Here is a 12191-nt window from a genome sequence, read left to right as displayed (position 1 = left end):
TGGGCGTCCCCGGCGCGGTTACATCGAGTCCGCGACTGCGGTCCGGCGGAAGAGGTAGGCACCCACCGTCACGCCGGTCACCGCGGTGTTCTCCCCCGAGCCGAAGACGCGCTCGGCGCTGCTCTGACCCGTGACCGCGAAGTAGTAGCTCGCGTGCTCGAGGTGCCACCCGACGGCCTCGACCTCGGCCAGGGTCGAGGCCGAGCTCGTCATGGAGCCCGACGTCTTCACTGCACCGAACGACACTTGACCCTGCTGGTTCCGCACGTGGAGCTGAAGCTCGAAGAACTGCTCGCCGGCATCTCGGGCCGCAGTGGCTGCCCCGACGGGTGAGGCGAGGTAGGCCTGCCGCTGGCGCTCGGCCTCCTCCTCGTGGCGCTGCTGGTCCTGAGCGGCAGCCAGCCGCGCCTGCTCCGCCTCGCGCTGCTGGCGCTCGGCTTCCCTCTCCTCAGCACTCTTGAACACGGTGTCCCCCCTGGGTCGCTGGTCCGTGCGGACACCTTAGGCCAGCAGGGAGGCCCCCCGCCCCGGATCGATGCAAACGCGCAGAGAGCTCAGAGGGTGCGGAGCATCCTGGTGTTGCCCAACGTGTTGGGCTTGACCCGCTCGAGGTCCAGGAACTCCGCGACGCCCTCGTCGTAGGACCGGACCAGCTCCGCATAGACCTCGGGATCGACGGCCTGGCCCTCGATCACCTCGAAGCCGTGCCGGGTGAAGAAGTCGACCTCGAAGGTGAGGCAGAAGAGCCGCTGCACCCCGAGCTCGCGGGCATCGGCCATCAGCGCGTCCAGCAGCATCGAACCCACCCCGCGGCCCTTGGCCTCGGGCCGGACCGCCAGGGTCCGGATCTCGGCGAGGTCCTCCCACATCACGTGCAGGGCGCCACACCCGACGACCACGCCATCGAGCTCGGCGACCCGGAACTGCTGGAGCGCCTCGTAGTAGGTCACCGCGTCCTTCGACACGAGCACCCGCGAGTCGGAGTGCGGTCGCACGATCTCCCGGATCGTCCGGATGTCGCTGGTGCGCGCCGCCCGGACGGTGACCGACGCGGCGTCCCGAACGGGGGGCGCCGGCTCAGGGTCGGCCGACCCAACGGGCCCCGGCTCAGCCGACTCGGGCTCAGCCACCGAGACGGCCGTTCTTCATGTCGGCGAAGATCTTCCTGGCAGGGGAACCCAGCAGGACGACCGACTGGCCTTCCCGGGTGCCGATCGCGCCGGGCACCACCGTGTTGGGGACCTTGGCCGCGTTGGACAGGTAGAGGCTGGCCGACAGGTTGAGCACCTCGGACACGCTCAGGTCGGTGCTCAGGTGGGGACCCATCTTGGACAGGAGCCCCGCCAACGCGCCGGGGCCGGCCTTCTGGGCCATCACCATGCCGGCCCGGATGATCGCGCCCTGGTTGGCGGAGCGGCCGAAGTCGCCGTTGGGCAGGTGCTTGCGCTCCCTGGCGAGGGCGAGTGCGTGCGTGGCGTCGAGCTTGTTGCTCCCGGGCTTGACGATCGCCAGGCCGTCAACGCTCTTCAGCGCCTTGGCCGCCACGAAGACGATTCCGCCCAGGCTCCTGACCATCCCGCGGAAGCCCTTGAACCCGGTGATGACGTAGCCGTCGATCTGCACCCCCGAGGCACGGGAGACCGTCCTGACCTGTCCGTTGACACCACCGAAGACGAGGGCAGCGTTGATCTTGCCGCTGCCACCTCCGGGCAGCGGGACCCAGGAGTCGCGGGGGATGCCGACGATGCCACCGACACCCTTCGTCGCGTTCACCCCGATGATGTGGAGGGCGTCGGCCCGACACTTGGTCACAGGCTGTGGGTTGCGGGCGTCCGACCCGATGGCGAGGACCCGCATGGTGGGGAACGCCGGCCGCGCGACCTTGAGCGAGGGCCACCAGCCACCCACGACGGTCCAGCCGGCCTTGGCCTTGACGAGCAGGGTGACGTCCTTGCCCTGCACGACCGTGGCGATGGGCGCACCGTGCCACGTGCCGGTGGTGCCGGTCACCGCGACCGGGGTGGAGCGCGGCGTCCGCTTCGCGAGGGCGGCCGCGATGGTCGACCCACCGGTGGCCGGCTTGCCGCCGAGATAGAGGGCGGTCATCGTCGCGAGCAGGTCAGCCGGCAGCTTGCCCGTGACCCGCGCTGGGGGCGGCGTCGACGCGGGGGTCGTCGTGGTGCTGGAGGGACCAGCGGCGGGCTTGTCCTTCGAGCAGGCGGCGAGGGTCAGGGGTGCGGCGAGGAGACCGACGAGGACCGAACGGCGAGGCAGGGGGGAATGAGACACGCGCTCCAGAGTAAGCGTTCTGCGCGCAGCTTCGTGAACTCGCCCATGACAAAGCCGAGGTATGCCGCGTGGTGACCACGCGGCATACCTCGGCTTGTGTCTGGGTCTGGCGCCCCTCAGCTGGCGTCGGCGGAGTCTGCCACCGTCTGCACGACCGGCAGCTCGATGCTGCCGGGGTGCGGCGTGCCGACGAAGGTGAAGGTGCCGCTCTTGCCCTCGCCCTCGGCGCCGACGAGCACGAGTTCGCCCGCCTTGAGCTCGCCGTAGAGGATCTTCTCGGACAGGACGTCCTCGATCTCGCGCTGGATCGTGCGACGCAGCGGTCGCGCACCGAGCACGGGGTCGTAGCCCTTCGCGGCCAACACGTTCTTGGCCTCGATGGTGAGCTCGATGCCCATGTCCTTGTCCTTGAGCCGCTTGTCCAGCTTGGCGATCTCGAGGTCGACGATGGCCACGATCTCGTCCCGCGTGAGCTGGGGGAACACGATGATGTCGTCCACGCGGTTCAGGAACTCGGGGCGGAAGTGCTGCTTGAGCTCGTCGGTGACCTTGTTCTTCATCCGGTCGTAGCCACTCTGGGTGTCCGCGCCGGCGGAGAAGCCGAGCGAGCCCTTGGTGATGTCGCGGGTGCCGAGGTTGGTCGTCATGATGATGACGGTGTTCTTGAAGTCGACCATCCGGCCCTGGGAGTCGGTGAGGCGGCCGTCCTCGAGCACCTGCAACAGGGTGTTGAAGATGTCGGGGTGAGCCTTCTCGACCTCGTCGAACAGCACCACGGAGAACGGCTTGCGGCGCACCTTCTCGGTGAGCTGGCCACCCTCTTCGTAGCCGACGTAGCCGGGAGGCGAACCGAAAAGCCTTGAGACAGTGTGCTTCTCGGAGAACTCCGACATGTCGAGCTGGATGAGGCTGTCCTCGTCACCGAACAGGAACTCGGCGAGCGTCTTGGCGAGCTCGGTCTTACCGACACCGGTGGGACCGGCGAAGATGAACGAGCCACCGGGACGACGCGGGTCCTTCAGACCGGCGCGGGTGCGACGGATCGCCTGGGACATCGCCTTGATGGCGTCGTCCATGCCGACGACGCGCTTGTGCAGCTCGTCCTCCATGTGGAGCAGCCGGCTCGACTCCTCCTCGGTGAGCTTGAAGACCGGGATGCCGGTGCTGGCAGCCAGGACCTCGGCGATGAGCTCCTCGTCGACCTCGGCCACGACGTCCATGTCGCCGGACTTCCACTGCGTCTCGCGCTCGGCCTTGGCCTGCAGCAGCTTCTTCTCGTCGTCACGCAGGTGGGCGGCCTTCTCGAAGTCCTGGCCGTCGATGGCCGACTCCTTCTCCAGCCGCACGGCCGCGATCTTCTCGTCGAACTCGCGCAGGTCCGGCGGAGCCGTCATCCGGCGGATGCGCAACCGCGCGCCCGCCTCGTCGATGAGGTCGATCGCCTTGTCCGGGAGGAACCGGTCGTTGATGTAGCGGTCGGCGAGGTTGGCGGCAGACACGAGGGCACCGTCGGTGATGGACACCCGGTGGTGGGCCTCGTAGCGGTCGCGCAGGCCCTTGAGGATCTCGATCGCGTGGCTGAGCGTCGGCTCGGCGACCTGGATCGGCTGGAACCGGCGCTCGAGCGCCGAGTCCTTCTCGATGTGCTTGCGGTACTCGTCGAGCGTGGTGGCCCCGATGGTCTGGAGCTCACCGCGGGCCAGCATCGGCTTGAGGATGCTGGCGGCGTCGATCGCGCCCTCGGCGGCACCCGCACCCACCAGGGTGTGGATCTCGTCGATGAACAGGATGATGTCGCCGCGGGTGCGGATCTCCTTGAGGACCTTCTTCAGCCGCTCCTCGAAGTCACCGCGGTAGCGGCTGCCGGCGACGAGCGCGCCGAGGTCGAGGGTGTAGAGCTGCTTGTCCTTGAGGGTCTCGGGCACCTCGCCCTTGACGATGTCCTGCGCCAGGCCCTCGACGACGGCGGTCTTGCCGACGCCGGGCTCGCCGATGAGGACGGGGTTGTTCTTGGTGCGGCGGGACAGCACCTGCATGACCCGCTCGATCTCCTTCTCACGCCCGATGACCGGGTCGAGCTTGCCCTCGCGGGCAGCCATCGTGAGGTTGCGGCCGAACTGGTCGAGCACGAGCGAACCGGCAGGAGTCCCCTCCTGCTGCACGCTGCCCGAGAGGCCGGCGCCGGAGCCACCTTCCTTGCCCTGGTAGCCGGAGATGAGCTGGATCACCTGCTGGCGCACGCGGTTCAGGTCGGCGCCCAGCTTGACGAGGACCTGGGCGGCGACGCCCTCGCCCTCGCGGATCAGGCCGAGCAGGATGTGCTCGGTGCCGATGTAGTTGTGGCCGAGCTGCAGCGCCTCGCGAAGGCTCAGCTCGAGGACCTTCTTCGCCCGGGGCGTGAAGGGAATGTGGCCGCTCGGGGCCTGCTGCCCCTGGCCGATGATCTCCTGCACCTGCTCGCGGACCGACTCCAGCGAAATGCCGAGGCTCTCCAGAGCCTTGGAGGCGACGCCTTCACCCTCGTGGATGAGACCGAGCAGGATGTGCTCCGTGCCGATGTAGTTGTGGTTGAGCATGCGCGCTTCCTCCTGCGCAAGCACGACCACCCGACGGGCCCGGTCGGTGAACCTTTCAAACATCTTCTGCTCCTGCCTATCGAGATCACCTCGATGCTATCCGTGCTGTGAGGTCCCGGCGTACGCCTTTCGTCCACCGATACCCGATCGGGACGAAACAGTTCCTCTGACACGACTCGTTGGGGGAACGCGGGGCGTTCCTCCGCTGTTCCCCGCCCTGAGCGCCCTCCGCTCATGTTCGCCGTGGGCGGACGCAAACCGCTCGGTATGCCGCGAAGCCCGCTCCCCGGCACACCTCACCTGGGAAGCGCGCTCAGGCGGTGGGGCCCTTCTTGCGCACCTCGTCGACGTGGGCCATCGCCTCGCGCAGCTCGCCGAGCCAGCTGTCGGACTTGTCGGCCACGAGCTTGACGCACCAGGCGAGCGCCTCGGAGCGGCTCTTGGCCACCCCTGCCTCGACGAGGGTGTCGAGCACCTGGCGCTCGGGCTGCCTCAACCGCGTCATGACGGGAGCCGCGAGATGGGTGAACAGCGCCTCGGTCTCGCCCACCCGCACACCCCACGAGACCTTGCGGCCGCTCAGGTGCTCGAGCTCGCGGGCGATCTCGATGCGTCGCTCCCGGGTGTCCTCGCGGAAGGACTTGATCCGGCCCCGCGCGGCGATGGTGCGGTCGGTGTCGTCGACGCCGTCGTCCATGGTGGGTTCTGCGAGGGTGCCGATGATGATGAGCTCGTCGCGGTCGCGGGTGACCTCGACCGGGCCGGTGAACCAGTCGGTCGGGAGGCGGCCGGCCAGCCACGCCTCCGCTGTTGTCTTCGTTGCCATGTAATGATGATTACACGATTACGGGAGGTCGGGAAGGACTGTTCGCCGTCGGCGAACGCCGCCCCCCGACCCTCAGTGCGGGCGCTGGTCGCTGATCCGCCTCGCCTTGCCGAGCGAGCGCTCGAGGGCATGCGGTGCGAGCACGTCGACCCGGATCGTCACGCCGACCCGGTCCTTGACCCGCTTCGTGAGGTCGCGGGCCATCCGGGCACGGTCCTCCCCCGTGGAGGCCTCGGACGCCGCCTCGACCTGCACCGTGAGCTCGTCCATCCGACCGGGCCGGGTCAGCACGCACAGGTAGTGCGGCGTCAGGCCCTCGACGGTGAGCAGGTGCTCCTCGATCTGCGAAGGGAACACGTTGACGCCGCGCACGATCATCATGTCGTCGCTGCGTCCGGTGATCTTGGCCATCCGCCGGAACTGGGGGTAGGCCGTCCCCGGCAGCAAGGTGGTCAGGTCCCTGGTCCGATAGCGCACGACCGGCATCGCCTGCTTGGTCAGCGACGTGAAGACGAGCTCCCCCTCCTCGCCGTCGGGCAGCACCTCGCCGGTCACCGGGTCGACGACCTCGGGATAGAAGTGGTCCTCCCAGATGTGCAGGCCGTCCTGGGTCAGCCCGGACTCCTGCGACACCCCCGGCCCGATGACCTCGGACAGGCCGTAGATGTCGACGGCCCGGATGTTGCTGCGTCGCTGGACCTCCTCGCGCATCTGCTCCGTCCAGGGCTCGGCGCCGAAGATCCCGATCTCGAGCGAGGTCTGCCTGGGGTCGATCCCCTGCGCCTCCATCTCGTCGAGGATGGCGAGGAAGTAGGACGGCGTGACCATGACGATCCGTGGCCTGAAGTCCTGGATGAGCTGGACCTGTCGCTGCGTCATGCCACCGCTGACGGGCACGACGGTGCAGCCGAGCCGCTCGGCGCCGTAGTGCGCACCCAGCCCACCGGTGAACAGCCCGTAGCCGTAGACGACGTGGAGCAGGTCGCCCGGGCGGCCCCCGGCGGCTTCTATCGACCGCGCCATCACCTCGGCCCACATGTCGATGTCGTCGCGCGTGTAGCCCACCACGGTCGGCTTGCCCGTCGTGCCACTCGAGGCGTGGACGCGCACGACCTGTTCGCGCGGCACCGCGAACATCCCGAACGGGTAGTTGTCGCGCAGGTCCGCCTTGGCCGTGAACGGGAACCGCGCCAGGTCGGCCAGGTCGCGCAGGTCGTCGGGGCGCACCCCCGCCGCGTCGAACGCGGCCCGGTAGTGCGGCACGTTGCCGTAGGCGTGGGCCAGGCTCCAGCGCATCCGGTCCAGCTGGAGCGCGCGCAGTTCCGCCACGGTGGAGACGACGTTGTCCATGTCCGGCAATCTACGGCCGCAACGGCATGCGAGGTATGCCGCCGTCACCAGCCTGCGCCGACGAGCCCGTGCCGCCAACCTGAGAGTTGGCCGTGAATCCCCGGCTTCAGTATCGCCGAGCCGGGATCGGACGTACGCTGCGAAAGGTGGACCGGGTGGGCTCGCCTCTGGTCGTCGAGCCACCTCGGGAGGTGGTCGACGAAACCCCGTCGCGCGTTCGCAGGCGGCTGCCGCCGCGGCGGTGGCTGGTGGCCGCGATCGTGGTGCTGGCCCTGCTCTCGGTGGCCGTGCTCGCGGCGACGTGGGGCACCGACACCGCGCCGATCACGGGCAGAGACGTGGACAAGGCCGTCCAGGACGGCCTCGCCAAGGCCAAGGAGGAGGCCGCCAAGGCGCCTCCTGACGCGGCCGCGGCATACCGGGTGGCGTTGCCGTCACTGGTCACGATCGCCACGCAGCGCACCGGCAGCAGCGGTGCGGAGCGGGGTACCGGCGCTGGGGTCGTCATCAGCGCCGCGGGGGCGGTGCTGACCGCGCTGCACGTGGTCAAGGGGGCGAAGAGCATCGAGGTGACGTTCTCCGACGGCACGGAGTCGAGCGCGAGCGTCAAGGAGCAGGACCCCGCGACCGACATCGCGGTCCTCACGCCGGAGGAGCTCCCCCAGGTCGTGGTCCCCGCCGTCCTGGGTGGCGGTGCACAGGTCGGCGACCCCGTGTTCGCGCTCGGCCATCCCTTGGGCCTCAAGGGATCCCTGTCCGCCGGTGTGGTGTCTGCGCTCGACCGGACGATCGAGGTCGACTCCGACGAGACGCTCAAGGGGCTCATCCAGTTCGACGCCGCCGTGAACCCCGGCAACTCGGGCGGCCCCCTGCTCAACAAGGCGGGTCAGGTCGTCGGCATCGTCACCGGACTGGCCAACCCCTCGCAACAGAACTTCTTCGTCGGCATCGGTTTCGCCGTCCCCATCGCCACCGCCGGGGGTGTCGCCGGCAGCCCGCCGCAGTAGCCCGCTTCACCCCGCCGCACCAGCGCAACGAAAGCAACAGATCGCACCCGAGGAGAGCGCATGGATCCCCACCCCGAGCTCGGCCGGCAGCACCCGCTCGAGCAGGCGCTCTACGAGGTCAAGAAGACCATCGTCGGCCAGGACGTCCTCCTCGAACGCATGCTCGTCGCGCTGCTGGCCCGCGGTCACCTGCTCGTCGAGGGCGTCCCGGGGCTGGCCAAGACGATGGCGATCAAGACGCTCGCCCAGGCCATCGGCGGCGAGTTCCAGCGGATCCAGTTCACGCCCGACCTCGTGCCCGCCGACGTCATCGGCACCCGCATCTACAACCAGAAGGACGGCGAGTTCCAGGTCTCGCTGGGCCCCGTCTTCGCCAACCTCGTGCTGGCCGACGAGATCAACCGCGCCCCGGCCAAGGTGCAGAGCGCGCTGCTCGAGGTCATGCAGGAGCGCCAGGTCACCATCGGCCGGGAGACGTTCAAGGCGCCCGACCCCTTCCTCGTCATGGCGACCCAGAACCCCATCGAGTCCGAAGGCACCTACGCGCTCCCGGAGGCGCAGGTCGACCGGTTCATGCTCAAGGCGCTCGTCGGATATCCCACTGCCTCAGAGGAGTTCGTCGTGGTCGAGAGGATGACGACGACCTTCGAGGCGGCTCAGCGAGTGCTCGAACCGGGACAGCTGGTGGAGTTCCAGAAGCGGACCGACGCGGTCTACGTCGATCCCGCCGTGATCGAGTATGCCGTGCGGCTGGTCGGCGCGACCCGCTCACCCGGGGTGGTCGGCCTGCCCGACCTGGCCCGCTACCTGTCGTTCGGTGCCAGCCCGCGTGCGTCGATCAACCTGGTGCTCGCGGGCAAGGCACTGGCCTTCCTCCGGGGTCGCGACTTCGCGCGGCCCCAGGACGTGCGCGACCTGGCGCGCGACGTGATGCGCCACCGGCTGGTGCTGTCCTACGAGGCGCTGGCCGAGGGCATTGCGGCTGACGACCTCCTCGGCCCGATCCTGGATGCGGTGACGATGCCCGACGTGCCCCTGCGCGAGCGCCGCCAGCAGACCCAGTCCACTTCCGAGGCGCCATGGGCCGCCGGACCCCGCTGAGCCAAGGGCCCCCGGTTCCCGGGCCGTCCGCCGCGGGGCCGTTGACCGCGGAGCGACTGCTCCGGCGGCTCGAGTGGCGCGTCGTGCGCCGGCTCGACGGGCGGCTCCAGGGTGACTACCGGACCCTTTTCCGGGGGACGGGCGTGGACTTCACCGACCTGCGCGAGTACGAGCCCGGTGACGACCTGCGGCACATCGACTGGAACGTCACCGCCCGGATGGACACCCCGTACGTGCGCGAGTACGTGGAGGACCGGGAGGTCACGGCCTGGCTCCTGCTGGACCGGTCGGCGTCGATGGGCTTCGGGCCGGTGGACCGCCAGAAGTCGCTGGTGCTGGCCGAGATCGCCACGACGCTCGCGCACATCCTGGCCCGCGGTGGCAACCGCATCGGGGCGGCGTTGTTCGACGGGAGCATCGAGACGATTCCTCCGGGGCACGGTCGCAACCAGGTGCTCCGCATCAGCCAGGCCCTGTTGCGCCCGCCGCCGGGCACCCGGTCGAAGGACACCACCGACCTGTCCCGCCTGCTGCGCGCGGCACTAGGGCTGGCTCGCCGGCGCTCGCTGCTGGTCATCGTCTCCGACTTCATCACTCAACCGGGCTGGGAACAGCCGCTGTCGCTGCTGGCGCGACGCCACGACGTGGTGGCCATCCAGGTGGTTGACCCGAGGGAGTCCGAGCTCCCGGCGGTCGGGATGGTCTACGTCGAGGACGCCGAGACGGGCGAACAGATCTTCGTCGACACCAACGACCCGGTGTTCCGTGGGCGGCTGGCCGTAGCGGCCAGGGAGAGGCAGGACGCCCTGGTTGCGGCAGCACGACGGTCCGGCACCGAGACCTACCCCGTCGCCACGGACGACGACCTGGTCAGGGCGCTGGCCCGCATCTCCGAGCTCCGCAGGCGGAGGCGGAGATGACCTTCGAGTGGCCGGTGCTCCTGCTGTCCCTGCTCGCGGTCCCGGTCCTGGTGATCGCGTACCGGGCCCAGCTGCGCCGTCGCGACGAGCGTCGCGCACAGCTGGCGGCCGAGGGGCTGGTAGCCGCCAGTCCCGGTGGCCCCGACCGGTGGCGTCACGTCGCGCCCCTGCTGCTGCTCGCCGCCCTGACGCTGCTGCTCGCCTCGCTGGCCCGTCCTTCGGCGACGGTGGCCGAGCCGCGACGCGAGGGCACCGTCATCCTGGCCTTCGACGTGTCGACGAGCATGGCAGCCAAGGATCTCGCACCGACCCGGCTGGACGCGGCCAAGGCCGCGGCCCGCACCTTCGTGGCCAAGCAGCCGTCGTCGATCAGGCTGGGCGTCGTCGCCTTCGGGGACTCGGCCGTCATCTCGCAACAGCCGACCAACGACCGCAAGGAGGTGCTGGCCGCCATCGACCGGCTGGCCCCTCAGGGTGGCACGGCACTCGGGCGCGGCATCGTCTCGGCCATCAGCGCGATAGCGGGCAAGCCGATCAGCGTCGACGAGACGGGCCAGGACGGCACGGCCGGGGGTGACGAGCTCGGCTACTACGGCTCGGCTGCCGTGGTGCTGCTGTCCGACGGCGAGAACACGACCGATCCCGACCCGCTCGTCCTGGCCGAGCTCGCCTCCACCGCAGGCGTGCGGATCTTCCCGATCGGGCTGGGCAGCCCGCAGGGCACGGTGCTCGAGGTCGACGGCTTCCAGATCTCGACGCGACTCGACGAGGCCACCCTCAAGCAGATCGCCGACACCACCGACGGCACCTACTACGCCGCGAGCGACACCGCCGCCCTGAGCAAGGTCTACAGCTCCATCGACCTGACCTGGACCGCCCGGACCGAACGTCGTGAGATCACGTCCTGGTTCGCCGCCGCGGCAGCCGTCCTCCTCCTGCTCGGGGCGGGCGCCTCGGTCGTCCGCTCGGGAAGGGTGGTGTGACCGTGTCCTTCGCGCTCCCCGTCGCCCTGCTCGGGCTCCTCGCCGTCCCACTGCTCGTCGCGGCATACCTGTGGCAGCTGCGGCGACGCCGCCGGGCGGCCGTCCGGTTCTCCAACGTCGCCCTGATCCGGGCGGTCCTGCCCCGCCAGCGGATGTGGCGACGACACGTGCCGCTCGCCCTGGTGCTGGGCAGCCTCGCCCTCCTCGGCCTTGCCGCGGGACGACCCCAGGTGCGGGCGCAGGTGCCGATCTCGAGCTCTGCCGTCATCCTCGCCGTCGACGTGTCGGGATCGATGTGCGCGACCGATGTCAGCCCGAATCGCCTTGCGGCAGCTCAGGAAGCGGTCCGCGACTTCATCGGCAAGCAGGACAACCGCACCCGGATCGGCCTGGTCGTCTTCTCCGGGTTCGCCCAGGTGGCGGTCGCGCCGACCACCAACCACGACGACCTCCTGCACGCCGTCGACGGACTGACCACCGGCCGCGGCACCACCATCGGCGCGGCCATCCTCAAGTCGATCGACGCGATCGCCGAGATCAACCCCGATGTGGCGCCGGTCGACACGGGGGACACCGGCGCCGACGGACCGGACGCCCTGACCCCGACTCCGGACCCCACCGGCACTCCCGGCGCGACGCCACCCAAGGGGACCAAGACCGTGCCGGAGATCGTCGTCCTGCTGACCGACGGCGCCAACACGCGCGGGGTGACACCGCAGGACGCGGCCGTGCAGGCGGCGGCCCGTGGGGTGCGCGTCTACCCGATCGGCTTCGGCACCACCGAGCCGACCCAGATGGTCTGCACCCGCGACCAGCTCGGAGGAGGGCTGTTCGACGGGCCGCCCGGTGGCTTCGGCGGCGGCCTGGGGCCGGGAGGGCGCAACTTCCTCGTCGTCGACGAGGACGCACTGCAGGCGGTCGCCCGGACAACCGGTGGCGAGTACTTCAAGGCGAGCGACGCCGACCAGCTGCAGGGAGTCCTGAACGACCTGCCCAAGCACGTCGACCTGCAGGAGCGCAACGTCGAGATCAGTGTCGCCTTTGCCGGCCTGGCGGCGCTCCTGCTGCTGCTCGGGCTCTGGCTCGCCGGACGCTGGACCGCCCACCCCCAGTGACGGGTTCGGCGGTGCCGACCTCGG

At 69.9% G+C, this 12191-nt stretch carries 11 protein-coding genes; 5 read left to right on the top strand and 6 right to left on the bottom strand.

Features of this window, described 5'->3' with window-relative positions; translation table 11 throughout:
• Window positions 1-18: 18 nt before the first annotated feature.
• The 6 genes from AC1DWR_RS17435 to paaK form a co-directional block, all read right to left on the bottom strand.
• Window positions 19-465: a hypothetical protein gene (locus AC1DWR_RS17435; RefSeq protein ID WP_477613783.1), complete on the bottom strand. Its 447-nt coding sequence runs from the start codon at window positions 463-465 to the stop codon at window positions 19-21.
• 89 nt (window positions 466-554) lie between these two features.
• On the bottom strand, window positions 555-1130 hold the full coding sequence (locus tag AC1DWR_RS17430) for an amino-acid N-acetyltransferase (protein WP_477613784.1): 576 nt from the start codon (window positions 1128-1130) through the stop codon (window positions 555-557).
• Complete coding sequence (locus tag AC1DWR_RS17425) at window positions 1123-2289, bottom strand: LCP family protein (protein ID WP_477613785.1); 1167 nt, start codon at window positions 2287-2289, stop codon at window positions 1123-1125. Before AC1DWR_RS17425 ends, AC1DWR_RS17430 begins: the two co-directional genes overlap by 8 nt.
• Before the next feature lie 116 nt (window positions 2290-2405).
• Window positions 2406-4928 carry an ATP-dependent Clp protease ATP-binding subunit gene (locus tag AC1DWR_RS17420; RefSeq protein ID WP_477613786.1) on the bottom strand — a complete coding sequence of 841 codons (2523 nt, stop codon included), beginning with the start codon at window positions 4926-4928 and terminating at the stop codon, window positions 2406-2408.
• Window positions 4929-5178: 250 nt separating this feature from the next.
• Window positions 5179-5691, bottom strand: coding sequence for a hypothetical protein (locus AC1DWR_RS17415; protein ID WP_477613787.1), 513 nt, complete (start codon window positions 5689-5691; stop codon window positions 5179-5181).
• Window positions 5692-5763: 72 nt separating this feature from the next.
• On the bottom strand, window positions 5764-7041 hold the full coding sequence (gene paaK / locus AC1DWR_RS17410; protein ID WP_477624877.1) for a phenylacetate--CoA ligase PaaK: 1278 nt from the start codon (window positions 7039-7041) through the stop codon (window positions 5764-5766).
• Window positions 7042-7196: 155 nt separating this feature from the next.
• On the opposite strand from paaK, the gene AC1DWR_RS17405 reads away from it, so the two are divergent.
• The 5 genes from AC1DWR_RS17405 to AC1DWR_RS17385 are packed head-to-tail and all read left to right on the top strand — an operon-like array spanning window position 7197 to window position 12167.
• The gene (locus AC1DWR_RS17405; RefSeq protein ID WP_477613789.1) at window positions 7197-8048 is read left to right on the top strand and encodes a S1C family serine protease; all 852 of its coding nucleotides are present in this window, start codon (window positions 7197-7199) and stop codon (window positions 8046-8048) included.
• A gap of 60 nt (window positions 8049-8108) precedes the next feature.
• A complete protein-coding gene (locus AC1DWR_RS17400; protein ID WP_477613790.1) occupies window positions 8109-9149 on the top strand; it encodes an AAA family ATPase in 1041 nt (346 codons plus the stop codon).
• Window positions 9128-10069 carry a DUF58 domain-containing protein gene (locus AC1DWR_RS17395; protein WP_477613791.1) on the top strand — a complete coding sequence of 314 codons (942 nt, stop codon included), beginning with the start codon at window positions 9128-9130 and terminating at the stop codon, window positions 10067-10069. Before AC1DWR_RS17400 ends, AC1DWR_RS17395 begins: the two co-directional genes overlap by 22 nt.
• Window positions 10066-11052 carry a VWA domain-containing protein gene (locus AC1DWR_RS17390; protein ID WP_477613792.1) on the top strand — a complete coding sequence of 329 codons (987 nt, stop codon included), beginning with the start codon at window positions 10066-10068 and terminating at the stop codon, window positions 11050-11052. The genes AC1DWR_RS17395 and AC1DWR_RS17390 overlap by 4 nt, the downstream gene beginning before the upstream one ends.
• Window positions 11049-12167, top strand: coding sequence for a vWA domain-containing protein (locus AC1DWR_RS17385; protein WP_477613793.1), 1119 nt, complete (start codon window positions 11049-11051; stop codon window positions 12165-12167). The genes AC1DWR_RS17390 and AC1DWR_RS17385 overlap by 4 nt, the downstream gene beginning before the upstream one ends.
• Window positions 12168-12191 lie beyond the last annotated feature (24 nt).

The sequence above is a fragment of the Pedococcus sp. P2_E2 genome, assembly GCF_056403955.1.
This window is presented reverse-complemented; position numbering and strand designations above follow the sequence as displayed.

Coding starts and splice junctions, on each gene's coding strand:
- AC1DWR_RS17415 (WP_477613787.1), bottom strand. CDS start 5,691: ATGGCAACGAAGACAACAGCGGAGGCGTGGCTGGCCGGCCGCCTCCCG.
- AC1DWR_RS17400 (WP_477613790.1), top strand. CDS start 8,109: ATGGATCCCCACCCCGAGCTCGGCCGGCAGCACCCGCTCGAGCAGGCG.
- AC1DWR_RS17390 (WP_477613792.1), top strand. CDS start 10,066: ATGACCTTCGAGTGGCCGGTGCTCCTGCTGTCCCTGCTCGCGGTCCCG.
- AC1DWR_RS17395 (WP_477613791.1), top strand. CDS start 9,128: ATGGGCCGCCGGACCCCGCTGAGCCAAGGGCCCCCGGTTCCCGGGCCG.
- AC1DWR_RS17420 (WP_477613786.1), bottom strand. CDS start 4,928: ATGTTTGAAAGGTTCACCGACCGGGCCCGTCGGGTGGTCGTGCTTGCG.
- paaK (WP_477624877.1), bottom strand. CDS start 7,041: ATGGACAACGTCGTCTCCACCGTGGCGGAACTGCGCGCGCTCCAGCTG.